Consider the following 26,095-nt stretch of genomic DNA (forward strand, 5'->3'; position numbering starts at 1 on the left):
AAGAAAAAGGGGATCCTGTCATGGCCACCGAAAATGCCGTCAGCGCCGAAGAGATCAAGGTCAACGCCGCCAAGATGCAGATTTCCACGACCGATGTCGCCATCGACATCATCGCCATGCACAAATGGTATGGCGAGTTCCATGTGCTGAAGGACATCAACCTGAAAGTGATGCGCGGCGAGCGTATCGTCATCTGCGGTCCCTCCGGCTCCGGCAAATCGACCATGATCCGCTGCATCAACCGTCTGGAGGAGCACCAGAAGGGCAAGATCATCGTCGACGGCAAGGAACTGACCAACGATCTCAAGAAGATCGACGAGGTGCGCCGCGAGGTCGGCATGGTGTTCCAGCACTTCAACCTGTTCCCGCATCTGACCATCCTGGAGAACTGCACGCTGGCGCCGATCTGGGTGCGCAAGACGCCGAAGAAACAGGCCGAGGAAATCGCCATGCATTTCCTCAAGCGCGTCAAGATTCCGGAACAGGCCAACAAATATCCCGGCCAGCTTTCCGGCGGCCAGCAGCAGCGTGTGGCGATTGCCCGTTCGCTGTGCATGAACCCGCGCATCATGCTGTTCGATGAGCCGACCTCGGCGCTCGATCCGGAGATGATCAAGGAAGTGCTGGAGACCATGGTTGGCCTTGCCGAGGAAGGCATGACCATGCTGTGCGTCACTCACGAGATGGGCTTCGCCCGCAAGGTCGCCAACCGGGTGATCTTCATGGACCAGGGCCAGATCGTCGAGCAGAACACGCCGGCCGAGTTCTTCGACCACCCGCGTCACGAGCGCACGAAGCTGTTCCTGTCGCAGATACTGCACTAAGGCCTCTACAGCCACGAAGAGCCCGGCTGAAACACTGCCGGGCTCTTTTGCGTATGGGATAACAGGCGGGCGTTCGTGTCGCGCCGGAGCGCGTTTGCAGGGCCGCCTTTCAATGAAAAGACTGGGACGTTTTCTAGGTCTTCTGTTGATTGTCGTCGCACTCGCCGTGACGACGGGCACCCTCGTGCCGCGGCCGCTGTGGCCGGCGGCGGCCGCCATGCCCGCTACGACGCGCCACATCCTGGTGCTGAACAATCCGATCCACACGGACATCGCCATCCCGGTCGACGACGCCGTGCGCCGACGTTTCCATTTCCTGGTCGACGCCGGCATACCCGCCGACAGGCCGGAGGTCCGCTACATCGTCTTCGGCTGGGGCGGCCGCGCCTTCTACCTGGAGACGCCGACATGGTCTGAGCTGAAGGCGGTGCCGGTGATGAAGGCACTAACCCTCGACGCGTCGGTCATGCATGTCGATGTCGCCGGTGACATCCTCGAACCGCGCCCTGATATCGTGGGATTCGACATCGGTGAGGATCGGTTCGCGGCGTTGCTCGATTTCATCGATGCGAGTTTCCAGCGGGGACCGAAAGGCCCGATCCTCGTTCCGGACGCAGCCTATTCCAGCTTCGACGGCTTCTACGAAGCCAATGGCCATTTCAACGCGCTGGTCGGCTGCAACACCTGGACGGCGGCGGCGTTGCGCACCGCCGGCCTGCGCACCGGCTGGTGGAACCCGCTGCCTGTATCGCTCGGCCTGTCGATGCGGCTTTACAACTAGCTCTGCTCAAAGGCCGACATTCAGGCCCAGGTTTCAGCGTCGGATGATTTTCTGCTGCTGCCAGCCGTAGAGCCAGTCGAGATCGGCGGCGAGTTTCTCCGACGAGCGCATCTTCAGGAACAGATTGCGCGCGATCGCCACTGGCCCTGCGGCATGCCAGGCAAGGCGGTTGATGGTGCCGCGACGGGCGACCCTGGTGACGCGCGGCCGCCGCAGGTTCTCCCAGATCTGAAGGCTTTGTGCCTGATCGGCGGGGAAGTCGGCGATAACATCGGCAAGCATAGCCGCATCCTCGATCGCCATGGCAGCACCTTGCGCCGCGAACGGCGTCATCGCATGCGCGGCGTCGCCGATCAGCGCGATGCCGTCTGGTGTTGTCCAGGACTGCTTCTGCTCGACCGTATGGAGCGGCCAGGTCAGCCACGGGCCGGCCATTTCCAGTAGTCTTGCAACGCCCGGCGCGGTGCCGCGCATTGCGCTGGCGAGGATGCCGGGATCGGCATGGCCGGACCAGCCCTCGGCAATGCGCTCGCCTCTGCTGAAGGCGACGAGGTTGAAGGCGTCGCCCTTGCTGACGGGATAGGCGACCATATGGAAGCCAGGATGCAGAAAGGTCGTCACACAGTCGGCCGCCCCGATCGCGGCAAAGGCTTGCCCGGCGGCGCTTTCAACCGCGACGGTGGTGCGCCAGGCCAGTTCACCGGAAAAACGGCTCCTTGGCGATGCCGTCCCCCTGGTCGAATCGACAAGCGCGCGCACCGACGACCAGACGCCATCGGCGCCGACCAGCAGGGAGCCTTCAGCCTTGATGGTCTGGCCCTCGATCTCGACTGTCGCCGCGATGCCATGGCTGTCAGTGTCAACACCGCTGACGCGCCCGCCGGTGATGAGATGGATGTCCGGCATCTCGGCAACGCGCGCGGTCAGTGCGCTCTGCAGATCGGCCCTGTGCGCGACGAGATAGGGTGTCTGCCAGCGCGCTTCGGCGGCTTGCCCCAGCGGCACGCGCGCCAGTTCGCGCAAGGTCGCGGCCTCCTTCAACACCACGGCTTCGGGCCGCACCGCCGCCGGCAGCAGCCGGTCGAGCACGCCAAGCTGGCGAAGGATACGGGTCGCGTTTGGAGAGAGCTGGATGCCTGCGCCGGCAGCTTCCAGGCGCTGCGCCTGTTCGAACACCCGAACAAGGTAGCCGCGTTCGGCGAACGCAAGGGCTGCGGTCAATCCGGCGACACCCGCCCCGGCGATGACAATTTGCCGGGATCGTGTGTCGTTCATCGGGCTGGTCGCGAAAGACTCAGGCGGCCTGGTCGATGTAGATGCAGCCGGCCGGCAGCGTTTCGGTCGCCTTCAGCTTCGGCGAATAGCGGTAGAGCGTCGAGCAATAGGGACAGACTTTTTCATTGTCGTCGCCCATGTCCAGGAACACATGCGGGTGGTCGAAAGGCGGATTGGCGCCCGTGCACATGAATTCCTTCACGCCGATGTCTATTGCCTGATAGCCCGCATCGTTCTGAAAATGGGGAATGGAACCGCCTGCCATCGTCGTCTCCTTAACGCAGTCTCGTCTGCATCTGGATCATATCAGGTCTCTTTGCAAGTTCGATGAAATCAAACTGTCGCAAAAGCCTGTCAGAGGATAAGTTAAGCCGGTTAACGCATGGCCCAGAAGACCGCCCCCGGTTTTCGGCAGGGCCCATGCGTCGCCTTGGAGTGGCAGAGCGTCCTTTGCGCGTCCTGAAGACGCGCGGCGCTTTAACTGGCTGACGGTGTAGAAGAGCGGGAATCATGAACGAACTGAAGCCGGTGCAGAACGAATTCGTGGATGTCGAGGTGGCTCGTCCGGAGGGCGGCAATCCGGATCGCTTCGTCAATCGCGAGTTTTCCTGGCTGCAGTTCAACCGGCGCGTTCTCGAGGAATCGCTGAACCTCAATCATCCGCTGCTGGAGCGCGTCCGCTTCCTGTCGATCTCGGCCGCCAATCTTGACGAGTTCTTCATGGTCCGTGTTGCCGGTCTTGCCGGCCAGGTGCGCGAGGGCATCACACTGAAGAGCCCCGACGGACGCACCCCCGAACAGCAGCTCGAACAGTTGCTGCGTGAGGTCGAGCGGCTGCAGGAAGACCAGCAGAAGAGCCTTTCGGCGCTCACCGTGCTGCTCAACAAGGAAGGCATCGAGAGCATCACCCGCGATGCGCTGACCAAGGACGAGAAAATCTGGCTGGAAGACCATTTTCAGGGGCAGGTGTTCCCGGTGCTGACCCCGCTGTCGATCGACCCGGCGCATCCGTTCCCGTTCATTCCCAATCTCGGCTTCTCGATGGCGCTGCAATTGCGCCATCGCAAGAATGGCGAGGAGATGAGCGCGCTGCTGCGCCTGCCGGTGGCGCTGAAGCGCTTCATCCGTCTGCCGGACCGCAAGCATCATGTCCGCTTCATCCCGCTGGAAGAGGCGGTCGGCCTCTATATCGGCAAGCTCTTTCCCGGCTACGAGGTCAAGGGCTCCGGCACGTTCCGCATCATCCGCGACAGCGATATCGAGGTCGAGGAGGAGTCCGAGGACTTGGTGCGCCTGTTCGAAACGGCGCTGAAGCGGCGGCGGCGCGGTTCGGTGATCCGCATCGAATTCGACAGGCTGATGCCTGGCGAATTGCGCGACTTCGTGGCAGGCGAGCTTGGCGTGTCGTCGAGCCGCATCAGCGTGCTCACCGGGCCGCTGGCGCTCAGCCAGATTTCCGAGATCGTCGCCGTCCCTCGCGACGACCTGAAATTCATGCCCTACAATCCGCGGTTTCCCGAGCGCATCCGCGAGCATGGGGGCGATTGTTTCGCCGCCATCCGCGAGAAGGACATCGTCGTCCATCACCCCTACGAATCGTTTGACGTCGTGGTGCAGTTCCTGCGCCAGGCGATGGCCGATCCGGAAGTGGTGGCGATCAAGCAGACGCTTTACCGCACCTCCAATGACAGCCCGATCGTGCGCGCGCTGGTGGACGCGGCCGAGGCCGGCAAATCGGTCACCGCGCTGGTCGAGCTCAAGGCGCGCTTCGACGAAGAAGCCAACATCCGCTGGGCGCGCGATCTGGAGCGTGCCGGCGTGCAGGTCGTGTTCGGCTTTCTCGAGCTGAAAACCCATTCGAAAATGTCGCTGGTGGTGCGGCGCGAGGACGGCAAGCTGCGCAACTACGTGCACCTCGGCACCGGCAACTACCATCCGGTAACGGCGCGCATCTACACCGACCTGTCCTTCTTCACCACCGATCCGACGATTGCCCGCGATGTCGCCCAACTGTTCAATTTCATCACCGGCTATGCCGAGCCGACGGACGAAATGCGGCTGGCGATCTCGCCGTTCACGCTGAGAAGCCGCATCCTGAAGCACATTGCCGACGAGATTGCCTACGCGGTGCAGGGGAAACCGGCGCGCATCTGGATGAAGATGAACGCACTCGTCGATCCGATCATCATCGACGCGCTCTACGATGCCAGCCGCGCCGGCGTCGAGATCGACCTTGTCGTGCGCGGCATCTGCTGCCTGCGGCCGCAGGTTCCGGGCCTGTCGGAAAACATCCGCGTAAAATCGATCGTCGGCCGTTTTCTCGAACACAGCCGCATCTATTGTTTCGGCAATGGTTACGGCCTGCCGTCGGACGAGGCGATCGTCTACATCTCTTCGGCCGACCTGATGCCGCGCAACCTCGACCGCCGCGTCGAAACCATGGTGCCGATCACCAATCCAACTGTGCATGAACAGATCCTTGGCCAGATCATGCTGGGCAACATCATGGACAATCAGCAAAGTTTCGACGTATTGGCTGATGGAACCTCCCGGCGCGTCGTGCTGGAGGAGGGCGAGGAACCGTTCAACGCGCAGGAATATTTCATGACCAATCCGAGCCTGTCGGGACGGGGTGACGCGCTGAAGTCGCATGCGCCCAAGCGCATCGCGCAGTTCAAGCGCCGCAAGAAGAACGCTGCAGCGTCCGGCTGATGCTGTCTGATTCCCAGGGCCGGCTGCAGGACCGCCGACCGCTGTCCATCATCGACATCGGATCGAACTCGATCCGTCTCGTCGTCTATGAGGGGCTGGCGCGCTCGCCGACCATGCTGTTCAACGAAAAGATGCTGGCCGGTCTCGGCCGGGGCATCGTTTCGACCGGCAAGCTCGACCCCGAGGCGGTGACGCGCTCGATGGAAGAGTTCCGCCGCTTTCGCGCGCTCTCCGACCAGGCCGGCGCCGAGCATATGTATGTGCTGGCGACCGCAGCGGCCCGCGAGGCGGTCAATGGCCCCGATTTCATCCACCGCGCCGAGGATGTGCTGAAGACCGAGATTCGTGTCATCAGCGGCCGTCAGGAAGCCTATTTTTCGGCGCTCGGCGTCATTTCCGGCTTCCATCCGGCCGATGGCATCGCCGGCGATCTGGGCGGCGGCAGTCTCGAACTGGTCGACGTCGCCGGCGAAGCGATCGGCGACGGCATCACGCTGCCGCTGGGCGGTCTGCGCCTGCAGGACATGGCGAAGAACTCGCTGGCCCAGGCGGCGAAGATCGCGCGTGACGAGCTGGGGAAGGCCAAGCTGTTGAAAGGCGGGCAGGGCAGGCCCTTCTACGCCGTCGGCGGCACCTGGCGAAATCTCGCCCGGCTGCACATGGAAATGACCAACTATCCGCTCGGTGTGATGCACCATTACGAGATATCGGCCGAAAGCGCGGCGAATTTCCTCAAGCAGGTGGCCAAGGCCGAGATCGAGAAGGTCAAGGGCATCGAAGGCGTTTCCAAGAACCGCCGTTCGCTGCTGCCCTATGGCGCCGTCGTGCTGCAGGAGATCATGGCGGCGATGCAGCCGTCGAAGATCATCGTTTCGGCTCTGGGTGTACGCGAAGGCTTTCTCTATTCGCTGCTCGACGAGGCGGAGCAGAAGGCCGATCCGCTGATTTCGGCCTCGGAGGAGCTTGCCCGCCTGCGCTCGCGCTCCGTCGCCCATGCGCATGAACTTGTCGACTGGACCGCCAAAACCTTTGCCGCCTTCGGCATCGAGGAGACCGAAGACGAGGCGCGCTACCGCCACGCGGCCGCATTGCTGGCCGACATCGGCTGGCGCGCACATCCCGAATATCGCGGCAAGCAATCGCTCAACATCATTGCGCATGCGTCCTTCTTCGGCGTCGACCATCCCGGCCGTGCCTTCCTGGCAATGGCCAACGCCTATCGTCACGACGGGATCTTCAACGAAGCCATCGCACCCGAGATCAAGGCGCTGGCGCCGCCGCGTTACCTGGAACGCGCCCGCGTGCTCGCCGCCATGATGCGCGTCGTCTACCTGCTGACGGCGTCGATGCCCGGCATCATGCCCAGGCTGAAATGGGAACAGCGCGCCAACGGCGTGCTGGCGCTGGTCCTGCCGGCATCGCTGGCCGATCTCTATGGCGAGCGGCCGGCGGGAAGGCTGGCGCAGCTGGCAAAGATAACAAACCGCCGCCTGGTACTGGCCGTCGAGGGCGGCCCGAGCATGACGGTGAAGTGAACACGGCCTACCAGGGCGTGATTTATCTGATCACACGGATATTAGACCAACTCAATCGCGCCACTTGTCAGCGGCTGCGCGTTTTCGCCAAAGCCTTCCCCCACTCCGTCGCTGCTTCGCAGCGCCACCTCTCCCCCCTCCGGAGGGAGAGGAAGGGAGCCTCTTGGAAGAGCGCTGGCTACAACAGGCTCGCGCCCTTCCTCTACCCCGTCGATCGGGGGAGAGGTGGCTCGGCGAAGCCGAGACGGAGTGGGGGTCGACCTAGCTGGGGTGTCGAGGGTTCAACCCGGGGCAATATGTCTGGTTGGTTCAGCGCTGCGTCCATCGACCGACCATGCGCCGGCGCCAGCCACGGCCAGCGCCAGGAAACCGCCTGATATGGCGATGTCCTTCATCAGCATCTGCTGGTGCAGGAGGGCGATCATCGCGTCGCCGCCGCCCTGGCCATAGTGGCCGATGAAACCGGCGGCAATGCAGAAGGCGGCGAGCAGCAGCGCTGCGATCCGGGTCTGGAAACCGACCAGGATGAGCAGCCCGGCGATCAGTTCGAACAGTCCCGTGCCCCAGGCGGCAAGTGTCGGCAGCGGCAGGCCGAGGCCGGCGAAATAGCCTGTCGTGCCGGCTATGTCGCTCAATGCATGGAAACCGGAAGGCACGAACAGGGCGGCAAGCAGCAGCCGGGAGAGCAGGAGCAGCGCGTTGCTGGGCATGTTCACCTCCGTTATCGGCCGCCGGCCGGCCTCGTCCCGATAGCTCCGATCTTATCAGAAAACTCAGGCTGGCGGATCGGCTGGCATACACCGACAACGAAAAAGCGGCGCGGAAAATTCCGCGCCGCTTTTTCGTTCAGCTATTGAGGCTTGGCTCAGCCGCGCTTGGCGTCGATCGAATAGGCGCCGGCGCCCGAGGAGGCCAGCACGAGGAAGCCGCCCGCGATGGCGAGGTTCTTGAGAAACTGGATCATCTGCATCTGGTCGGCCCAACCGGTATGGGCGACCAAACCGGTAGCGACCGTGAAGATCGCCAGCACCCAGGCAACAATCCGGGTCTTGAAGCCGACGAGAATGGCGAGGCCGCCAAGAAGCTCGATCAAGCCGACGACAATGGTCGTTACGGTCGGCAAGGGCAGGCCGAGGCTGCCGAAATAGCCGGCCGTGCCGGTGATGGCGGTCAGCTTGCCGAAGCCTGAAAGCAGGAAGATGACGGCAAGCAGCACGCGGCCGAGGAGAATGGTGGTCGAGGCATTGGATGCGCCGGAACCGGCGACTGAAGGGTTGATGGACATGGTGGCTCTCCGGGATGGGTTGATACCGGGGAGATAGAGCAAGCCGACTGTTCACCAAAGCCACCAGACTGGCGACACATTGTTCACAGTACTTACGTTTCCGTGATCGGGCGGCCTGCGCAAAATTCGCTTCGGGTCAGGTCGTGACGGGAGTAAATTCTCCCATCACGAAATACCGGGCTTTTGGTTGACGCAATTCCGGACGGAAAACCGCAGACACTTTTACCGGAACTGCCTACCCCGGATGCGTCATATCCTCCGGCCGCACCAGCCGGTCGTAGTCGGCCTCGCTGACCAGTCCGGTAGCGAGCGCTTCCTCGCGCAAAGTAGTGCCCTTCTTGTGCGCGGTCTTGGCGATCTTGGCGGCATTGTCGTAGCCGATGGTCGGCGCCAGCGCCGTCACCAGCATCAGCGAGCGGTCGAGTGCCGCCTTGATGTTGTCTTCGCGCGCCTCGATGCCGACGACGCAATTGTCGGTGAAGGAGACCGAGGCGTCGGAGAGCAACTGCACCGACTGCAGGAAGTTGTAGGCCATCAGCGGGTTGTAGACGTTGAGCTCGAAATGACCCTGGCTGCCGGCGAAGGTGAGCGCCGCATTGTTGCCGAACACCTGCACGCAGACCTGCGTCATCGCCTCGCACTGGGTCGGATTGACCTTGCCCGGCATGATCGAGGAGCCCGGTTCGTTTTCCGGCAGCGACAGTTCGCCGAGGCCCGAACGTGGGCCGGAACCGAGGAAACGGATGTCGTTGGCGATCTTGAACAGCGCGGCGGCCGCCGCATTGATGGCGCCGTGCGAGAACACCATGGAATCATGGGCCGCCAGCGCCTCGAACTTGTTCGGCGCGGTGACGAAGGCGATGCCGGTGATGGTGGCGATGCGATCCGCCACCCTTTCGGCGAAGCCGACCGGCGCGTTGAGGCCGGTGCCGACGGCGGTGCCGCCCTGCGCCAGTTCCTGCAGGCCGGGCAGCGTCAGCTCGATGCGCTTGATCGATGAGGCGACCTGTGCGGCATAGCCCGAGAATTCCTGGCCAAGCGTGAGGGGGGTGGCATCCTGCGTGTGCGTGCGGCCGATCTTGATGATGTGGTTGAAGTCCCGGCTCTTGGCGGCGAGCGCCTTGTGCAGATGCTTCAGGGCCGGCAACAGGTCGTGCACGATGCGTTCGGCGCAGGCGATGTGCATGGCCGTCGGGTAGGTGTCGTTGGACGACTGGCTCATATTGACGTGGTCGTTGGGGTGCACCGGCTTCTTGGAGCCCATGACGCCGCCCAGCATCTCGATCGCCCGGTTGGAGATCACCTCATTGGCGTTCATGTTGGACTGCGTGCCAGAGCCGGTCTGCCAGACCACCAGCGGAAAATGCTCGTCAAGCTTGCCGTCGATGACCTCCTGCGCCGCCTCGACAATCGTCTTGCCGATCGAAGGGTCGAGCCGCTTCAGCTCCATGTTGGCTTCGGCCGCCGCCCGCTTGACGATGCCCAATGCGCGCACGATCGACGCCGGCTGCTTTTCCCAGCCGATCTTGAAATTGCCAAGGGAACGCTGTGCCTGCGCGCCCCAATAGCGGTCGGCGGCAACTTCGATCGGGCCGAACGTGTCGGTTTCGGTTCTGGTCTTTGCAGCGGTCACGGGTCTCTCCTTGTCGAAGTCGGCAACGGCGTATCGCGTTGCACAAACGGCTTCAAGCGGAGATTGCGGGCGGCAAGGATGCAAATCGGTTGAAGGAACAGCCAATCTCCCCCCTCGTGGGGGAGATGCCCGGCAGGGCAGAGGGGGGCGCGAAGGATCGCCAACGCTGCGATGTTGCTCTTACCGAAAGGCAGCTCCTCCGGGCAAGCGGCAGAGAGAGGTCGGCGGGACAGTGCCCCCCTCTGGCCTGCCGGCCATCTCCCCCTCAAGGGGGGAGATCGGCAGATCCGGCCTCTCACCCTAGCGGCGGACCGACAATGTCGATGCCGTTTTCTGCGCAGAGCTGCACCAGTGCCGCGATGATTTCCGGTGTTGGTTGCATCTGCGGCGGCAGCTCCGGCTGTTCGGCGGAACGGCTCGCCTGACGCAGCATCGTCTCGAAATCCGAACCGCGCGTAATGGTGAGCGTACGCGCGCCTTCGCGCGATTCGACCCGGTAGGTGTGCGGCAGGCCTTTCGGCGCAATGACGGTTTCGCCCGCTTCCGCAAAGCGTTCGGAGCCGTCGATCTGAAAGCGAAGCCTGCCGTCGAGGATGTGGAACACTTCGTCTTCCCTGCGATGCACATGCAGCGGCGGAGAGTCGCCATAGGGCATGCGATGCTCGACGACGCAGGTGCCGTCCTCTCCTGCCGCCGACGAGACGTGGATCGCGACGAGCGTGTTGTTGAACCAGAAGAGTTCCTTGCCTGTGATCGTGCCGGGGGTCATTGTCATGGCTGTCTGATCCTTCTGTTGCCTGTGCCTGCTGTGCCGATGACGACCTAACCAAGGACATGCCGACAACGGAAATCGAATGATCGTATGGGGCGAATTGATGCGATGAATTTGAATGCGCTCGACCTCAATCTCGTCAGGGTGTTCGACGCCCTTCTGCGGGAGAGAAGCGTTACGCGTGCCGGCGAGCAGATCGGCCTCAGCCAGCCTGCCGTCAGTGCCGCGCTCAATCGCTTGCGTCATCTCCTCAACGACCAGTTGTTCGTGCGGCGCGGCAACGACATGGTGCCGACCCCGCGAGCCGAAAGCCTGGCGGAGCCGGTGCGCGCCGCGCTGCGCGAGATCGAACGCGTTTTCCAGTCGGGGAAGGATTTCGATCCTGCCGGCCTGGAGCGAACCTTCACCTTCATGGGCGCGGACTTCTTTTCCATGCTGCTGATGCCGCCCCTGGCGGCGCGCGTCGCGGCCGTGGCGCCCGGCGTGTCGTTCCGCTTTCTCGACAGCGCGCGCGGCGACGTTTCGCGGCTGCTCCAGGACGATGAAATCGACGCCGCACTCGAACGTCCGCTGGAGGTTTCCGACTGGATCTCCAGCGCACCTCTGTTCCATTCGCCATTCTCAATCATTGCCGCGAGGGACAACACCACCATCAGGCAGGCCGGGATCGCGGACGGCGAGCGTCTGCCGATAGAGCTTTTCTGCGAACTGCCTCATGTGCTTCGCTCCATCGACGGTTCGATGTCGGGTTCCACCGACGAGGCGCTGGACAAGATCGGGCGAAAGCGCCGTGTGAGCCTGGCGCTGCCGCATTTTCAAGCTGTCGCATTGGCAGTGGCAAATGGAAACTACCTCTCGGCGGTTCCCAGGCAGTTCGCGGTTTGGGCGGCGAAGACCCTCCCGCTCGTCATCTTTGAACCGCCGCTTCCCATTGCTGTTCCTGAAATCAGGATGTACTGGCACGCGCGCCACGACGACGAGCCACCCCATCGCTGGGTTCGCAAGCAGATCCTGGAGGCGGTAGCCGCACTCGGATTTGTGGAAAGCGGCGCCCCTGAAATTGCCGGCGCCTAACGCTTTGTTTTGACGCAATTCGGTACGGAAAAGCGTTTCACGCTTTTTCTGGAATTGCTCTGGCGCGCGGAGGGATCACCCCGCCGTATATCCACCGTCGATCGAGAAAATGCCGCCGCTGGTCCAGGCCGCCTCGTCGCTCGCCAGATAGACCGCGATGCCGGCCAGATCGTCGGGGCGGCCAATTCTGCCGAGCGGATAACTGTGCTCGACATAGGCCTTGAGCTCGGCCTTGGCCTCCGCCGGCAAATTGTCCACGGTGCGGCGCCGCATGGCGGTGTCGACCGTACCCGGCGCAATGGCGTTGACGCGGATGCCGCGCGGGCCGAGTTCGAAGGCCAGCGATTTGGTCAGCGAGTTCAACGCGCCCTTCGACAGGGAATAGAGGCTCGACGGCCGCTTCGGGATCATCTTGTTGGCGAAATAGGACGAGATGTTGATCACCGATGCGCCGGTTGCCAGATGCGGCAGCAGGCCCTGGGTGAGGAAGAACACCGCCGTCACATTGAGCGCCAAGGATTCTTGGAACTGCGCCACGCTGACGGTCTCGAACGGCACCAAAAAGGCCACCCCGGCATTGTTGACGAGGATATCGAGAGGCTTGCCCGATTTTTTCACCTCCTCGACCACGGCCGCGATGCCGGCCGATGTGGCAAGATCGGCCGACAGCGTCTCGATAGTGCCGCCGAGCTGCTCGCGGGCGTCGTCGAGTTTTTTGGTGTCACGGCCGACGATCAGGACGTCCGCACCCTCGTGCGAAAAGGCCTGGGCGATCGCCAGGCCGATACCGTCCGACCCACCGGTGACCAGCGCGCGCTTGTCGGGAAGTCTCATGGGACGCTCCGAGATTTCTGCGTCGTCGAGAGCGCCGTACATTGGCGGCCAAGGTCAAGCCGTCAGCCTATCCTACGGTATGAACTTCGACGGCTGCCATCCGGCAGGCCAGCCGAGGCTGGTTTAAGCGACGGCGGTTGCAAACTCCCCCAAAGCCAGCCGGCCCGCGACATAGTTCTTGACCTGGCGGACCGCCTGTTCGCGCGAGACGCTGCCTGGCTGCAGGCCAAGCCGCAGCCAAAGCCCGTCGATCAGCGCGGTGACGCCAAGCGCGATGTCGTCGGCATTTTCAGGCGAGGCGAGGCCGTGCAGGCCCGACAACAGGTTCGAGCGCATGCGCGCGTGGATCACCCTCTGGATCCGGGCCATCTTCTCGTCGCGCGGCACCTCGGCGCAGAGCGACAGCCAGGCATGGCACAGAGGCGGCTGGAACAGATGCTCCTCGAAATTGCCCTCGATCACGGCATCCATGCGCTCCATCGGCGTACGCGCCCGGCGAAGCCGCGCGATCACCGCCTGGCACAGGACGGCGTTTGCCTCGCGCATCGCGTGCTCGAACAATTCCTGCTTGTTACGGAAATAGTGCAGCACGATGCCCTTGGAGGCGCCAGCCTGCGCCGCCACCTTTTCCAGCGTCGCGCCGGCAATGCCTTCGCGCTCCAGCACTGCGAAGGCCGCCTGCCGCAATTCCTTGCGGCGTATGTCACTGAGACGCTTGAGTTTCACGGGATCGGTCCATGCATTTCGAATCCACGTTGACATTTTCGTCCGCTCAGATCAAGAATTGACCCATGGGACAATAAAAAGACCAACTGGTCAATTTTACGAACGAGGAGAACCGAAATGTTCCGCATCCTTGCAAATGGCGTCTGCCTTGCCGCCCTCATGTCGGCCTCTCATGCGGCCCAGGCGGCCGAGGCCGAGCAGTGCAAGACGGTCCGCATGGCCGAACCCGGCTGGAACGACCTTGCCTTCACCACAGGGGTCGCCAATGTCTTGTTGGAGGCGCTCGGCTATCAGCCGCAAAGCCAGGTTCTTGGCATCAATGTCATCTATGAGGGCATGAAAAACAGGGACCTCGACCTGTTCCTTGGCTACTGGGACCCGGCCATGGTCACCTATTACGAGCCCTACAAGAAGGACGGCTCGGTCGAGAATGTGCGCGTCAACCTTGTAGGCGCCAAATACACTTTCGCCGTCCCGACTTACGCCTGGGATGCCGGCGTCAAGGACATTTCCGACCTTCACAAGTTCGCCGACAAGTTCGGCAAGAAAATGTACGGCATCGAGCCCGGTTCAAACCAGTTGATGATGGACGCCATCGCCGATCCGGCCTTTGGGCTGGACGGCTGGCAAGTGGTCGAGTCGAGCGAAGCCGGCATGCTTTCCGAGGTCGGCTACGAGATCAAGGAAAAGCAGTTCATCGTTTTCCAGGGCTGGGCGCCGCATCCGATGAACACGATGTACGACTTCAAGTACCTGACCGGCGGCGACAAGTTCTTCGGCCCGAACTTCGGCGCTGCGACGGTGACGACGCAGGTGCGCAAGGGCTATCTCGATCAATGCCCGAACGTCGCGCAATTCCTCAGGAATCTCGCCTTCGACATCGATTTCGAAAATGGCGGCATGGGTTATTTGATCAATGACGGCATGAAGCCGGAGGACGGCGCGCTGAAGGCGATCACGGCCAACAAGAACCGTCTCGATGCCTGGCTTGGCGGCGTCACCACTTTTGACGGCCGACCCGGCCTCGCAGCGGTCAAGGAAAAGCTCGGCCTGTGAGGGCGGCGGTGCTGGATGCTATGCCGGAACAGGACGCCTGGGCCGGCCGCAAGCAGTTCGTCACTGTCGGCGATCTCGACATCGCCTATGTCGAGATATCGGGCGCCGAGCCGGCACTGCTGTTGGTGCACGGCTTCACCGACACCAGCCGCAGCTTTTCGCTTCTTGCGCCATATCTGGCCGGCCGCCGGCTGGTCATGCCGGATCTGCGCGGCCACGGCGCCTCGCAAGCGGGCAAGGGCTGCTGCATCACCGATTTCGCCGACGATATTGCCGGGCTGATCCAGATCTTGCGGCTCGACCGGCCGGTCGTCGTCGGCCATTCGCTGGGCGCCATGGTGGCTATCGCCTTGGCTGGGCGACACAAGGACCTCATGGGTGGACTGGTGGTGCTGGCCGGCACGTTGAAGCCTGATTTCGCGCCGGATCATCCGCTGATCGCGGGCGTCGAGGCGCTGCGCGACCCGATATCACCGGCCGATCCGTTCTATGCCTGGTGGCATGCCTGCAGTCCCGACGTGCCAGCAGCCTTTCTCGCCGGCCTGGCGCAAGAGGCCTCGGCGATGCCGACGCCGCGCTGGCGCGCGATTCTCGAGAAAATCCGCCGCGCCGATCTGACCGATGCTGCGCGGGCCGTGCAGGCCCGGACGCTGATCATCGCCGGCGCGTGCGACCCGCTGTTCGGCGAAGCGCACCAGCAGGCGTTGCAATCCGCTCTTGCCGGAGCCGTCTTCGTTCGGTCCGAGAACTGTGGCCACAACCCGCATTGGGAAGACCCAGGCCTCGTCGCGAAGGCCATTCTCAAGGCGTTTGAAGTCTAAGGCCCGACCAGCGATTGCGATGTCGGCGACAGCCGCAAAGTCTCCGTTGGTTTGGTCAGGCCGAGTTGCGCGGCCCGCCAAAAATCCTGCCATGCCGGAGAGACGGCGAGGGCGGCCTTGTGGCGGGCATGCGCTTCGGTGCTGGCAAAGCCCATGACGCTGATGAAGACGTTTTCATCAGCCCGTACCGGCAGGCGCGGAAAACTGTTTTCGGCATGCTCGGTAACGAAAGCGGCGAGCAGGCGTGCGTCGGTTGTCATCAGGCACGCCGTCTTAATCTCGAAGCGAGTGGCGAAATCAGCCTCCGTGCCGGGCTGTAAATGATGAATCTCGGTGACAACGATGCCGGTTAGCGGTTTGTTTTGAATGGGCTTTTCATAGACCGCCAGGCTTGGCCGCTGCGCGCCCGCTAGGTCGAAGCCGGCACCCGGCCACGCCGGCTTGAGAAGCAGCACATCGTCCGAATCGATCATCGTTGCATTCGCCGCATCACTGTTCGCCGCCCAGACCGGCCCGCCATAAAAAGCGGCGAGAGCATTTTTCCGCGCATCCATGCCGTCGAAGCCGCGCATCCAGACGAACATGTCCGGGCGGTCGAGGTCCCGGAACTGGCCGATGATGGTCATGCCGGCGTCCTCCTGGCCATCGATCAGTCTGCCGTCGAAGATGTCGATGAGCGTGTCGCGCCGGCCGGGCTTCAGCGTGTATTGCCTCAATTCGACGACAGGCGAGGCAAGCGCCGTGGGTTTCGGCGCGCCGTTCTGGGGCAGGTTCATCCGGCGCTCTCCTTAAAACAGGGTGATCGTCCTGTTTTAAAAACAGACCGGTTGTCCTGTTTTGTCAACATGCTAAAGTTCGGTAATGTCAGCAGAGATGACCGTCCAACCAAAACCGCGCCCGGGAAAACGCACCAACGACCCAGAAGGCATGCGCAAAAAGATGCTCGATGTCGCCGAGGGCGCGTTCCAGTCGCGCGGCTATCACGCTTCCAGCATCGGCGACCTTATGGCGGCGGCTGATGTCAGCGGCGGCGCGCTGCATCACCATTTCCCGACCAAGAAGGCGCTGGCGCTGGCTGTGATCGACGAGCGTGTGGCGGCAGCGGTCGAAGAGACATGGATCGCGCCCGTGCTGGCGGCGGCATCAGCGCGCGAGGGCGTGCGCGCGGTGTTCGAGGCCGTGGCGGCGGAACTGGAGCAGCAGGGGTTCGTGCGCGGCTGCCCGCTCAACAATCTGGCGCATGAATTGTCGCTTGCCGATCCCGATTTTCGCCTTGCCCTTGCCGGTATTTTTACCGGGTGGCGGCGCGCGATCGCCGACAAGGTGCGTGCCGACCAGCAGGCGGGCAGGGACGAGGGCACGGACCCCGAACGCTTCGCCGCGCTGACGGTCGCCGCCTATTCCGGAGCGATGTCCATGGCCAAGACGGCGCAGGATGCCGGTGTGCTGCGGGATTGTCTGGCGGGGCTGGAGCGCAGCGTGCCGTCGCCATCGCCGTCGCAGGGCGGATTGGCAGCCAGGCGACGCAACAGGATACTGCCACGGCCGAGAACCCCTTGACTTTGCGGCGCTGCGTTCTTCAGCCGATGCCCGAAGAGGTGGGGAACGCCGGCTCTGATTCAGCTACTCGGCCAGCGGCTTGATCGTCTCGTAGCCGTTGACGGATTCCGAACCGGTGCCTTCATCGTAGCGCCGTGCGAGCGCGGCTTGCAGATCGGGCGCATAGAGCGCGGTGAACGTGTCCAGCGTCTCGCCGGCGCCGTTCTTGAACGTCTCCTTGACCGCCAGGACATTGTATTTGCAATCGCCCAGACTGAATGTCTCCTTGCCCTTGACGACAAGGCTCAGCACCTTGGTGCCCTTCGGCGGCTTGTTCGGCGACAACTCGACGAACTCTATCGCGGCCTTTGCCCCCGCCTTCAGCGGGAACAGTTTTCGCAGATCGGAAAATGGGATCATCGCCTGGCGACCGGTGTCGCTGTCGCGAAACACCTCGATCAGGCCGGCGAACAAATATTGGGTTTGGGGCGATTGCGATTCGTAGGTGTTGATAACCGACATCATCCCGCCAGCCACGGGCCGAAATTCGCTCTGGATGCCGGGTCTCGCCAGAACGAAACCCTTCCTGGCGGACTTGGCGTCGACGCAACCGGCGGCATGCGCGGTGCTCGCGCACAACATCGCGGCCAGAATCGTGCAGATAGGTGCGGCTTTCATTTTTCGTCCTTCTCCGCTCGCGCAAGGGGAGACATGCCAGACCCGTGGCGTCATGTCGATGATGGCGGGGCGCAGAGGCGCTGGACGACTGGCCGCTGTCCATGCTGAATCAGCGTATGATGAATCGCCGTTCGACTGGATCGCTTTCTCGACGCAGCTTCCTGGCGCAGGCTGCTGGATTTGCCGCGGCCGGCGCCTTGTCGCGCCCGGCCTTCGGCCAGACCGGACAACGCGTCCAGTCGATCGACGCCACCTTCCTGTTCATCGCCGATGTCCATGCCTGCCGCATGGCGAGCGGCTTGAGCCCCAACTGCCTGCAGGAAGGCAAGACCGACGCCGCGCTGCTGCGCAACGTGGCAGCGCTCAACGGTCTCGGCGACAAGGACTGGCCGGTCGAGATCAACGGCGTCCCCACCGGCCTGCGCTCGGCGGGCAGCCGCATCGCCGCGCCCCTCGGTCTTGTCGTCGGCGGTGACATGACCGATGACGGTGGCGGCCAGATCACCCAGCCGAACGAGGGCACCCAACTGCTTCAGTTCAGCCAGCGCTACAGCCAAGGCGTCGGTCCGGATCGCGTGCACATGCCGGTCTATGTCGGGCTCGGCAACCATGATCTCGATCAGAACGGGCCGCCGCACCATGTCGACTGGTACCGGCGCGAACTGCGCGACTATGTCGAGGTCAACCATCGCGCCGGCGTGTTCTTCAAGCCGCCAGTGCCGGCCACCGACTATGATGTCGACACCGACTGCTACTCCTGGGACTGGGGCGGCCTGCATCTGATCCAGACTCATCGTTTCGCCGGCGATACCGGCCACGGCGCCGAGAGCAGCCTGCCATGGCTGAAGCAGGACCTTGCGACCTATGCGGCGGACGGCCGTCCTGTCGTCCTGTTCCAGCATTATGGCTGGGACACTTTCTCGGTGGAACGCTGGGATGCCGCCAAGAGGCACTTCGATGATGACGGCACCGGTGCGCCGCACTGGTGGAGCGAGGCCGACCGGCAGGCGTTGCTGGCGGCGCTGAAGGGCTACAATGTCGTCGGCATTTTCCATGGCCACCAGCACGAAACGCCGCTGATCTATCGCAGGGATGAGATCGACCTGTTCAAGCCGAAGGCTGCCTATATGGGCGGTTTCGCGCTGGCCAGGGTGACCAGCGACGGCATGGACGTGGTGCTGGGCGAGGCGACCGGCGATCACGGCGAGGTCTCCTTCACCAGTGCTTTCAGCAAGGGCTGGAGCACATGAAAAAGGCGGCCCTCGCGACCGCCTTTCCCGACAAACAGCGCATCTCTCGATGCGGGATCAAAGCGCCTTCTTGACCTTGTCCTTGACGTCGCCATAGGCCTTCTGCGCCTTGCCGGCGATCCTGTCGGCCGTGCCTTCGGCCTGGGTCTGCCTGTTGCCTGTTGCCTTGCCCGCGGTTTCCTTGACCGAGCCCTTGACCTGCTTGGCCACGCCCGCAACCTGATCCTTGTTCACCATTTTTGCGCATCTCCTGGGATTCTGAATTCGGGGGAATTCATTGCGGGTAGCTAACGAGCCGATGTTGGTTAGGTTCCAGGCGTCGCCCGGACGGCAGATCAGGTCGCGCGGCCGCCGCCTGGGGCAAGGTCGGTGGGCTAGGCTGTGGACACGCGCCGACAATGGGAATTGGGTGGCCAAGCGTGCGGGGAGAAAAATGGCAGAATTTACGCTCTATATCGGCAACAAGTGTTTCTCCTCATGGTCGCTGCGGCCATGGCTGGCGATGAGGCATCTGGAGATCCCGTTCGAGGAAGGTTTCGTGCGGCTGCGCACGCCTGAGACCTTTGCCAATCTGGCGAAAGTGTCGCCGACCGGCCAGGTGCCGGTCTTGAATCACAATGGCAAAATCATCTGGGAAACCCTTGCCATTCTTGAATATCTCGCCGACCTGTTTCCGGACAAAAAGCTCTGGCCGGCCGATATCGACGCCCGTGCGCTGGCGCGTTCGGCCGCGACCGAGATGCATTCCGGCTTTCGCGAGGTCCGCTATGGCTGGCCGATGAATTTGCGCCGGCCCAAGGGGCACAAGCCGCTCGATGCCGAAGGCGAGGCGCAACGCGACCGCATCGAGGCGCTGTGGCGCGAGTGCCGGGAAAAATATGGCAAGGGCGGCCCGTTCCTGTTTGGCCATTTCACCGCGGCCGACGCTATGTATGCGCCTGTCGTCACCCGTTTCGACACCTATGGCAGCACGCTGGCGCCGGATACGCGCGCCTATGTCGACGCCGTGCTGGCAACGCCGGCGATGCGGCACTGGTATGCCGAGGCGGCCAGGGAAACGTGGCCGGAACCCGGCCCGGACGAATAGGAGACAAACGAAAACGCCCCTCGCACCTTTTATCGTGCGGGGGGCGTCTTTGCCATCAACTGTCCTTTCGATCGCTCTCATGAACTGCTGGTGACACGGAACAAATGCGCGTCTGCGCAGATGGTTCCTGGATACCGCAAAAATTTTTTCAAGTTGGCGCAAGCGCGCTGTTTGGCGCCCGATTTGCCGCCATGCCAGGTGTTTTGGCCAGGTGTTTTGGGAGAATTCCGCAGCTGGGGCTTTATGCAAATTTGACAGCGCGCCAAAAGAAGCCTACAAGCAATTCGTCGATATTTGTTTGACTGACTTTTGTTATCCGCGCTTTCGAGCGCGCCTTTGACGAACTTCCCACATCAAAAATCGGGACAAACGACGTTGTGCATCCGCATGGCGTCGAACGAATATTTGCCATGGAAAGGGTTCGTCATGAGCACCGGCACAGTTAAATGGTTCAACGCCACCAAAGGTTTTGGTTTTATTCAGCCTGACGACGGCTCGGCCGACGTTTTTGTCCACATCTCGGCCGTAGAGCGCGCCGGCATGCGTGACATCGTCGAGGGCCAGAAGCTCGGCTACGAGATGGTCCGCGACAACAAGTCGGGCAAGATGTCCGCCGACCAGTTGAAGGCGGCCTGAAAAACGAATTCAGCTCTCCCGGTGACCACGGATGTACTGGCACCGGTGAGTGGCGAATTCGGGCACATGGCCGCGGAGACCTGAGTTTCCACGGCATATCATGTGCATAAGCAGGGCGTTCCCGTGCATCCCCGGTGCATCCTTTTGGATGTCATCTGGTTGCGCGACGCTCTCATGGAAGGTCAGGCGGTGCCTGGCCTTTTTCATTTTGCGCGCCTTGCCGCCGAAAGTACGCTGCGTGCCGGCCTGGACGTGCTAAGGGACGCTCCAGCAATTTGAATTCGCCGCGCGTATTGCTTTGTGCGTGATCCTGACCGAAGACCCGGTCTCGCTCCATCGGCACAGGCTCCTGACAGGAGAAAGATTTGACCACCAGTTCAAAGACAACCGTCGAACAGGCCGTGTCCCTGTTCAGCAAGACGCAAACCCAGTCGATGTCGCTCAACCGCATCAATTCCGAGCGCGACGCCGTCAGCGAGGCCCGCGAAGCCAAGACCGCGCGTCTGCGCGAATTGCGCCTGGAGAAGGAGGCCGATGAGATGGCCGCCGCCGCCGCGCTAGCCGCTTTGCCGAAGCGGGCCGGAAGACGCTGATGGCCACCAAACGCGTACCGCCAACACCGATCGCCGCCGACGCAACCATTGCCGATATGGTTGAAGGCCTCGACAAGCCGGTCGAATTCGTTCGGCGTGTGCTGGAAAAGTTGGAGCGCTGCAAGCGTGCCCACGGTGATGCCCAGGTGCGCGTCGGCGTGCGCGGCCGCGCCGAATGCCCGAACTACCTGATCGAATATGTCCGCGAAGACGCCAAGACCCATGAGCGGGTGACGTATCAGGACGCCGCCTACAGCGGCAGCACGCATCGCGAGCTGGCGGCCCATCACATCGAGGCGGTGAAAAACTGGTCGCCCGAGGAAATGAACATCACGGCCGTTTCGGCGCTGATCGGCCGCCTGCGCAATCCGCGCGCCCCATCATCGCGCTTCGCCGACGAGGACTGACATGGCCATAAAATTCTCCTCCAAGGATCAGCCGGCAGCCTCGGGTGCTTCGGCAAAACCGGCCAAGCCGGTTGCCGCGCCGAAAGCCGGCGACGCCACCGAGGCCGCGACCGATCTGTTCAAGTCGCCGGCGGATTCGCCGAAGGGCAAGACGGCTAAGAAGAAATAGCGCCTTGCCGCAAGACGCCGATCGCAACCCCGCCGCGCCAGGGCTGTCCGCCCTGGTGGCCGCCGCAAGCATTTTGTCGTCGCAACAGGGCACCTTCGATTGCCAAAGCTGCGGTGCCTGCTGCTCCTATTCGGCCGAGTGGCCGCGCTTTTCCACCGAGGATGACGCACAGCTCGACCGTATCCCGGAAAAATATGTCGCATCTGACCTGTCAGGCATGCGCTGCGAGGGCGTGCGCTGCTCGGCGCTGTCCGGCGAGATCGGCAAGTCGACCGCTTGCGGCATTTACGACGTCCGGCCGGACGTCTGTCGCGCCTGCATGCCCGGCGACGAGGAGTGTCTGATGGCACGCCAGGCGCTCGGATTGCCGGTGTAACCAATCCACAAGTGGGAGATTAAGCCAGCCGCCGCCGCTTGTGCGTAGACCCTCGTCCCGATACCTTCCGCGCCGGGCAGGGCAGCGGAGGATTTCATGAGCATCGAATTTCTGTTGACGTCGCTGATTGTCGTGGCTTCGCCCGGCACCGGCGTTCTCTACACGCTGAGCGCCGGGCTCTCGCGCGGTGCGCGGGCCAGCGTCATCGCCGCCTTCGGCTGCACGCTCGGCATCATCCCGCACATGGCCGCCGCCATCACCGGCCTTGCGGCTCTGCTGCACACCAGCGCGGTCGCCTTCGAGACGCTGAAATATCTCGGCGTCGCCTATCTGCTCTACATGGCCTGGAACACGCTCAAGGAAAAGGGTGGCCTCAGCGTCGAGCAGGATGTGACGCCACGCTCGGCCGGCAAGGTCATCGCCACCGGCATCCTCGTCAACGTGCTCAACCCGAAACTGTCGATCTTCTTCTTCGCCTTCCTGCCGCAATTCGTCAGCACCACAGAGCCCAATGCGCTGTCGAAGATGCTGGAACTCAGCTCCGTCTTCATGCTTTTGACCTTCGTGGTTTTCGTCGGCTACGGCATCTTCGCCGCCTCGATCCGCAGCCACGTCGTCTCGCGGCCAATGGTGCTGACCTGGATGCGTCGGACCTTCGCCGGCGCCTTCGTCATGCTCGGCGCAAAACTGGCGCTGGCGGATCGGTAGCGCCACGGGGAGCGGTTCAGTCTCGCTGATCGGCTCCTCTTTGTTGGGCTGCCGGGCGAAAAGCCGTTATGCCCTTTCGGGGAATTGCTCGGGCACGCTACCCCTTCACATAGCCCATCGCTTCGATAATCCGCCCGTCGGCCACGCGCATGAGGTTGACGCCGCGCAGCGAATTGCCGTCGGTCATGAAATAGCGCCAGCGGATCGTTGCCCGGTCGCCGGCAACGAAGGTTTCCTCGATATCGAAGCGCGTGCCGGCCTGGGTTGCTATCGCCGTCCAAAGCCCGACGCACGCCGCTTGACCGGCATAACGGGCGCCGTCCGGCGCTGGAACGGTGTTCTCGATCACGCAATCCTCAGCCACCAGCTCGGCGAGTGCCGAAGGATCATGGCGTTGGAATACGTTGTTGTAGCGCCGCATGATCTCGGCCGTCTGCTGGGACAGGTCGTACGCGGTCGCGTCCATGACAAGTTCTTGTGTCATCTTCTTTCTCCTGGCTTCATTGGCCTTTGGTGGCTTCGACGAGCGTTGCCTTGAGGGTGATCTGAGACACGCCGGCAAGGGCCCGCGAGACAAGGCAGCCCGCCTTGGCGGACTGTGCAAGGCGCTCGAATTCATCTTCGGCAAGTCCCGCGACCTCTGCCTCGGTTTCGAGCTCGATGCGGGTGATCGTCGGACCGGCAGCGGTTGCGCGCAGATGCACCTTGGCGACGGTGCTGATGCTTGTCGGGACATAATTGGCGTTGCCCAGTACGGCGCTCAGCGCCATCGAGAAGCAGCCTGCATGCGCCGCGGCGATCAGCTCCTCCGGGTTGGTCCCCGGACCGTTCTCGAAACGCGACGGGAAGGAATAGGCGCCTTCGAAGACGCCGCTGCCGAGCCGCAACCGGCCCGCCCCTTCCTTCAGCGTCCCTTGCCATTTGGCCGAGGCTTCACGAATTGTCATTGTCGTTCTCCTTGGTTTGAGGACTGATGGGTCAGGCCGTCGATGATCACCTTCCCGAAGACGTCGCCCTGCTGGAAATAGCGGTAGGCATCACCGGCCTCGGTGAAGGCGAAGACCTTGTCGATGACGGGCCGCAGGCGGTGCTGCGAGACGGCGCGCAGCATGGCTTCGAGATGGGTCCGGTTGCCCACGAACAAACGGCTGATGGTGGCGAGGCTACGCTGGTAGAGTGCCGCCGGCAGCTGGATCGATCCGCCTTTCGCATCCTGCAGCGTCAAGAGCACGATGTGCCCGTAAAGCGTGCTGGCGATCAGTGACTGCGCGAAAGTCGCCGGGCCACCGGTCTCGACGACGAGATCGATGCCGCCGGTCTGGTCGCGGACGGCCGCGCCCCATTGCGGCATATCCGATGTCGAAATCACCAGGTCGGCGCCCAACGCCCGCAGCCTGTCGGCTTTCTCGCCGCGCGAGGTGACGGCGGCGACACGGCAGCCGAGCAGCTTGGCGAACTGCAATGCAAACAGCGAGACGCCGCCCGAGCCGATGACCAGAACCCATTGGCCGGGCTTCGGAATTCCGGCGCCCGTCACCGCGTTCCAGGCAGTCAGGCCAGCGCAGGTCAGCGTCGCCGCTTCATGCCAGTCGAGATGATCGGGCAAGCGCAGCGCCCATTGTTCGTCGAGAACCGCGTAGTCCGCCAGCATGCCGTCCAGCGTGCAGCCGAGCTGATCGATGAGCCCCGCATGGATGCGGCCATCGATCCAGCGCGCGAAATAGCTGCCGGTGACACGGTCGCCGACGGCAAAGCGGGTGACGGCATCGCCGATGGCGACAATGTCACCGACCCCGTCGCTCAGCGGAACGACGCCTTGGCGCGGCGGCAGCGGATAGGTGCCGTTGAGGATCATTGCATCGCGCCGGTTGAGCGAGGTGGCGCGAACGCGTACCATGATCTCATGCGGTTTGGGCTCCGGCTGCGCCGCGTCGCGCATCATCAGGGATTCGGCCCCAGATCCTTCGAGACGGTAGCTTCGCATGTCGTTCCTCTCAAGAAATATATAGACTGATCTACATATTATGTAGACCGATTGTCATATTCTGCGCAAGGCCTATAATGATTCCTCCTGACAGAGGTTGACATGGCCAACGACACCCGCACCCGCATACTCGAGACGACTGGGCTGCTGCTCAGGCAGCGCGGCTATCACGGCACCTCGCTCAACGACATATTGAGCGCCAGCGGCGCCCCGCGGGGCTCGCTCTATTTTCATTTTCCCGGCGGCAAGGACCAACTGGTCATCGAGGTGACGCGCGCCAGCGTTGCTGACGTGACGAAGAGGCTGGGCGAAGCGCTGGCTGCCGAAAAGGATCCGGCGGTGGCCGTCCATCATATCTACCAGTCGGTGGGGCGCATGCTGGAGGACAACGAGTTTTCGCTGGGCTGTCCGATCGCGCCCGTCGTGCTGGACGCGCCGACCGACGTGCCGGAACTGGTGGAATTGTGCCGCTCGGCTTTCGAGCAATGGATCAGCCTGCTGCGGGACGCCTTCGTCAGGGCAGGGGTGCCCGAGCGCCGCGCCCAGGCTTTGGCGCTGCTGGTCGAATCGTCACTGGAAGGGCTGATGGTGATCGCCCGCGCTACCCGCGACCGCGCCCCGGTGCAGGCGGTGGCCGACGAAGTCGCTGCGCTGATCGAAGCCGCTGTGCTTGCCGGGAAGGTAAAGCAACGCGCCGATGCCGCCGTCTGAGGACCGAAAGAGGCGCGGCGATAGAAGCTCGCGCCAAACAAAAAGGGCGGCATCGCTGCCGCCCTTTCCGTAGCTGAAAGCTGATGGAAGCGTGGATTAGAAATCCATACCGCCCATACCGCCCATGCCGCCGCCCATGCCGCCAGGCATGCCGCCGCCGCCAGCCGACTCCTTCTTCGGAGCCTCCGCGATCATGGCTTCGGTGGTGACGAGCAGGCCGGCGACCGAGGCCGCGTCCTGGAGAGCGGTGCGAACGACCTTGACCGGATCGACGATACCCATGGCGATCATGTCGCCATATTCGCCGGTCTGGGCGTTGTAGCCGAAGGTCAAGCCCTTGTTCTCAAGGATCTTGCCGGCAACAATCGATGCTTCCGCACCGGCGTTGGCCGCGATCTGGCGGGCCGGAGCCTGCAGCGCACGACGGACGATGTTGATGCCGGCGGCCTGGTCGGCGTTGACGCCGGTGGCCTTGATGTTGGCCGAAGCGCGCAGCAGGGCTACGCCACCACCAGCAACGATGCCTTCTTCGACGGCCGCGCGGGTCGCGTTGAGGGCGTCATCGACGCGGTCCTTCTTTTCCTTGACTTCGACTTCCGTCGCACCGCCGACGCGGATCACCGCAACGC

General features: G+C 63.0%; 32 protein-coding genes. 17 read left to right on the top strand and 15 right to left on the bottom strand.

What is annotated here, in order from left to right:
• Positions 1-20 precede the first annotated feature (20 nt).
• A complete protein-coding gene (locus tag EOA16_RS25655) occupies positions 21-824 on the top strand; it encodes an amino acid ABC transporter ATP-binding protein (RefSeq protein WP_013532420.1) in 804 nt (267 codons plus the stop codon).
• 112 nt (positions 825-936) lie between these two features.
• A complete protein-coding gene (locus EOA16_RS25660) occupies positions 937-1,605 on the top strand; it encodes a TIGR02117 family protein (RefSeq protein WP_127260691.1) in 669 nt (222 codons plus the stop codon).
• Between the two features lie 33 nt (positions 1,606-1,638).
• Here EOA16_RS25660 and EOA16_RS25665 read toward each other — a convergent pair whose 3' ends face one another.
• On the bottom strand, positions 1,639-2,880 hold the full coding sequence (locus tag EOA16_RS25665) for an FAD-dependent monooxygenase (protein WP_127260692.1): 1,242 nt from the start codon (positions 2,878-2,880) through the stop codon (positions 1,639-1,641).
• A 19-nt stretch (positions 2,881-2,899) separates the two neighbouring features.
• A complete protein-coding gene (locus tag EOA16_RS25670) occupies positions 2,900-3,145 on the bottom strand; it encodes a zinc-finger domain-containing protein (protein ID WP_023814125.1) in 246 nt (81 codons plus the stop codon).
• 245 nt (positions 3,146-3,390) lie between these two features.
• On the opposite strand from EOA16_RS25670, the gene EOA16_RS25675 reads away from it, so the two are divergent.
• Together EOA16_RS25675 and ppx are read left to right on the top strand one after the other, a co-directional pair.
• Positions 3,391-5,592, top strand: a complete 2,202-nt coding sequence (locus EOA16_RS25675) for an RNA degradosome polyphosphate kinase (protein ID WP_127260693.1) — start codon at positions 3,391-3,393, stop codon at positions 5,590-5,592.
• Complete coding sequence (gene ppx / locus EOA16_RS25680; RefSeq protein ID WP_127260694.1) at positions 5,592-7,127, top strand: exopolyphosphatase; 1,536 nt, start codon at positions 5,592-5,594, stop codon at positions 7,125-7,127. The genes EOA16_RS25675 and ppx overlap by 1 nt, the downstream gene beginning before the upstream one ends.
• A gap of 281 nt (positions 7,128-7,408) precedes the next feature.
• On the opposite strand, the gene EOA16_RS25685 is transcribed toward ppx, so the two are convergent.
• The 4 genes from EOA16_RS25685 to EOA16_RS25700 form a co-directional block, all read right to left on the bottom strand.
• Positions 7,409-7,837 carry a DoxX family protein gene (locus EOA16_RS25685; protein ID WP_127260695.1) on the bottom strand — a complete coding sequence of 143 codons (429 nt, stop codon included), beginning with the start codon at positions 7,835-7,837 and terminating at the stop codon, positions 7,409-7,411.
• Between the two features lie 155 nt (positions 7,838-7,992).
• Complete coding sequence (locus EOA16_RS25690; RefSeq protein WP_127260696.1) at positions 7,993-8,412, bottom strand: DoxX family protein; 420 nt, start codon at positions 8,410-8,412, stop codon at positions 7,993-7,995.
• A 235-nt stretch (positions 8,413-8,647) separates the two neighbouring features.
• Positions 8,648-10,045 (bottom strand): class II fumarate hydratase, encoded by a 1,398-nt coding sequence (gene fumC / locus EOA16_RS25695; protein WP_127260697.1) that lies wholly within the window; start codon positions 10,043-10,045, stop codon positions 8,648-8,650.
• 295 nt (positions 10,046-10,340) lie between these two features.
• Positions 10,341-11,063, bottom strand: coding sequence for a cupin domain-containing protein (locus EOA16_RS25700; protein WP_245456023.1), 723 nt, complete (start codon positions 11,061-11,063; stop codon positions 10,341-10,343).
• Here EOA16_RS25700 and EOA16_RS25705 point away from each other — a divergent pair.
• A complete protein-coding gene (locus EOA16_RS25705) occupies positions 10,962-11,891 on the top strand; it encodes a LysR family transcriptional regulator (RefSeq protein WP_245456024.1) in 930 nt (309 codons plus the stop codon). The two genes, EOA16_RS25700 and EOA16_RS25705, sit on opposite strands and share 102 nt — an antisense overlap.
• A 75-nt stretch (positions 11,892-11,966) precedes the next feature.
• Here EOA16_RS25705 and EOA16_RS25710 read toward each other — a convergent pair whose 3' ends face one another.
• Positions 11,967-12,725, bottom strand: a complete 759-nt coding sequence (locus EOA16_RS25710; protein WP_127260700.1) for an SDR family oxidoreductase — start codon at positions 12,723-12,725, stop codon at positions 11,967-11,969.
• A 123-nt stretch (positions 12,726-12,848) separates the two neighbouring features.
• Positions 12,849-13,487, bottom strand: a complete 639-nt coding sequence (gene betI, locus EOA16_RS25715) for a transcriptional regulator BetI (protein WP_127260701.1) — start codon at positions 13,485-13,487, stop codon at positions 12,849-12,851.
• An 81-nt stretch (positions 13,488-13,568) separates the two neighbouring features.
• Here betI and choX point away from each other — a divergent pair, with 81 nt between their 5' ends.
• Positions 13,569-14,507, top strand: coding sequence for a choline ABC transporter substrate-binding protein (choX, locus tag EOA16_RS25720; RefSeq protein WP_127260702.1), 939 nt, complete (start codon positions 13,569-13,571; stop codon positions 14,505-14,507).
• An 8-nt stretch (positions 14,508-14,515) separates the two neighbouring features.
• Positions 14,516-15,328 carry an alpha/beta hydrolase gene (locus EOA16_RS25725; RefSeq protein ID WP_127260703.1) on the top strand — a complete coding sequence of 271 codons (813 nt, stop codon included), beginning with the start codon at positions 14,516-14,518 and terminating at the stop codon, positions 15,326-15,328.
• Here EOA16_RS25725 and EOA16_RS25730 read toward each other — a convergent pair.
• On the bottom strand, positions 15,325-16,104 hold the full coding sequence (locus tag EOA16_RS25730; RefSeq protein WP_127260704.1) for an NIPSNAP family protein: 780 nt from the start codon (positions 16,102-16,104) through the stop codon (positions 15,325-15,327). The genes EOA16_RS25725 and EOA16_RS25730 overlap by 4 nt on opposite strands.
• Positions 16,105-16,255: 151 nt before the next feature.
• Between EOA16_RS25730 and EOA16_RS25735 the strand changes: the two genes are divergently transcribed.
• Entirely contained in the window at positions 16,256-16,888 is a 633-nt protein-coding gene (locus tag EOA16_RS25735) for a TetR/AcrR family transcriptional regulator (protein ID WP_245456025.1), read from the top strand.
• Positions 16,889-16,951: 63 nt separating this feature from the next.
• Here EOA16_RS25735 and EOA16_RS25740 read toward each other — a convergent pair whose 3' ends face one another.
• Positions 16,952-17,545: a hypothetical protein gene (locus tag EOA16_RS25740; RefSeq protein ID WP_127260706.1), complete on the bottom strand. Its 594-nt coding sequence runs from the start codon at positions 17,543-17,545 to the stop codon at positions 16,952-16,954.
• 116 nt (positions 17,546-17,661) lie between these two features.
• On the opposite strand from EOA16_RS25740, the gene EOA16_RS25745 reads away from it, so the two are divergent.
• Positions 17,662-18,795, top strand: coding sequence for a metallophosphoesterase (locus EOA16_RS25745; protein ID WP_127260721.1), 1,134 nt, complete (start codon positions 17,662-17,664; stop codon positions 18,793-18,795).
• 57 nt (positions 18,796-18,852) lie between these two features.
• Here the strand turns inward: EOA16_RS25745 and EOA16_RS25750 are convergent, their stop codons facing one another.
• Entirely contained in the window at positions 18,853-19,032 is a 180-nt protein-coding gene (locus EOA16_RS25750) for a CsbD family protein (protein ID WP_127260707.1), read from the bottom strand.
• A gap of 196 nt (positions 19,033-19,228) precedes the next feature.
• On the opposite strand from EOA16_RS25750, the gene EOA16_RS25755 reads away from it, so the two are divergent.
• The 7 genes from EOA16_RS25755 (at position 19,229) to EOA16_RS25785 (ending at position 22,771) form a co-directional block, all read left to right on the top strand.
• Positions 19,229-19,882 (top strand): glutathione S-transferase family protein, encoded by a 654-nt coding sequence (locus tag EOA16_RS25755; RefSeq protein ID WP_164754390.1) that lies wholly within the window; start codon positions 19,229-19,231, stop codon positions 19,880-19,882.
• A gap of 426 nt (positions 19,883-20,308) precedes the next feature.
• Complete coding sequence (locus EOA16_RS25760) at positions 20,309-20,518, top strand: cold-shock protein (RefSeq protein ID WP_010915421.1); 210 nt, start codon at positions 20,309-20,311, stop codon at positions 20,516-20,518.
• 365 nt (positions 20,519-20,883) lie between these two features.
• The gene (locus EOA16_RS25765; RefSeq protein WP_127260709.1) at positions 20,884-21,111 is read left to right on the top strand and encodes a hypothetical protein; all 228 of its coding nucleotides are present in this window, start codon (positions 20,884-20,886) and stop codon (positions 21,109-21,111) included.
• A complete protein-coding gene (locus EOA16_RS25770) occupies positions 21,111-21,518 on the top strand; it encodes a hypothetical protein (protein WP_013532398.1) in 408 nt (135 codons plus the stop codon). Before EOA16_RS25765 ends, EOA16_RS25770 begins: the two co-directional genes overlap by 1 nt.
• Position 21,519: 1 nt before the next feature.
• Positions 21,520-21,687: a hypothetical protein gene (locus EOA16_RS25775; protein ID WP_127260710.1), complete on the top strand. Its 168-nt coding sequence runs from the start codon at positions 21,520-21,522 to the stop codon at positions 21,685-21,687.
• A gap of 55 nt (positions 21,688-21,742) precedes the next feature.
• Positions 21,743-22,063, top strand: a complete 321-nt coding sequence (locus tag EOA16_RS25780; RefSeq protein ID WP_164754392.1) for a YkgJ family cysteine cluster protein — start codon at positions 21,743-21,745, stop codon at positions 22,061-22,063.
• A gap of 96 nt (positions 22,064-22,159) precedes the next feature.
• Positions 22,160-22,771: a LysE family translocator gene (locus tag EOA16_RS25785; RefSeq protein WP_127260712.1), complete on the top strand. Its 612-nt coding sequence runs from the start codon at positions 22,160-22,162 to the stop codon at positions 22,769-22,771.
• A 97-nt stretch (positions 22,772-22,868) separates the two neighbouring features.
• Here the strand turns inward: EOA16_RS25785 and EOA16_RS25790 are convergent, their stop codons facing one another.
• The 3 genes from EOA16_RS25790 to EOA16_RS25800 are packed head-to-tail and all read right to left on the bottom strand — an operon-like array spanning position 22,869 to position 24,755.
• The gene (locus tag EOA16_RS25790; protein ID WP_127260713.1) at positions 22,869-23,255 is read right to left on the bottom strand and encodes a nuclear transport factor 2 family protein; all 387 of its coding nucleotides are present in this window, start codon (positions 23,253-23,255) and stop codon (positions 22,869-22,871) included.
• A gap of 16 nt (positions 23,256-23,271) precedes the next feature.
• Positions 23,272-23,718: an OsmC family protein gene (locus EOA16_RS25795; RefSeq protein ID WP_127260714.1), complete on the bottom strand. Its 447-nt coding sequence runs from the start codon at positions 23,716-23,718 to the stop codon at positions 23,272-23,274.
• The gene (locus tag EOA16_RS25800; RefSeq protein ID WP_127260715.1) at positions 23,715-24,755 is read right to left on the bottom strand and encodes an NAD(P)-dependent alcohol dehydrogenase; all 1,041 of its coding nucleotides are present in this window, start codon (positions 24,753-24,755) and stop codon (positions 23,715-23,717) included. The genes EOA16_RS25795 and EOA16_RS25800 overlap by 4 nt, the downstream gene beginning before the upstream one ends.
• 102 nt (positions 24,756-24,857) lie before the next feature.
• Here EOA16_RS25800 and EOA16_RS25805 point away from each other — a divergent pair, with 102 nt between their 5' ends.
• Positions 24,858-25,466 carry a TetR/AcrR family transcriptional regulator gene (locus EOA16_RS25805; RefSeq protein ID WP_127260716.1) on the top strand — a complete coding sequence of 203 codons (609 nt, stop codon included), beginning with the start codon at positions 24,858-24,860 and terminating at the stop codon, positions 25,464-25,466.
• Positions 25,467-25,562: 96 nt separating this feature from the next.
• Here EOA16_RS25805 and EOA16_RS25810 read toward each other — a convergent pair.
• Positions 25,563-26,095 (bottom strand): TCP-1/cpn60 chaperonin family protein (locus EOA16_RS25810; RefSeq protein ID WP_281035950.1); only part of this gene is annotated, 533 nt, incomplete at its 5' end.

This window comes from Mesorhizobium sp. M7A.F.Ca.US.008.03.1.1, assembly GCF_003997495.1.
In the GTDB taxonomy this organism is placed as follows: Bacteria; Pseudomonadota; Alphaproteobacteria; order Rhizobiales; family Rhizobiaceae; genus Mesorhizobium.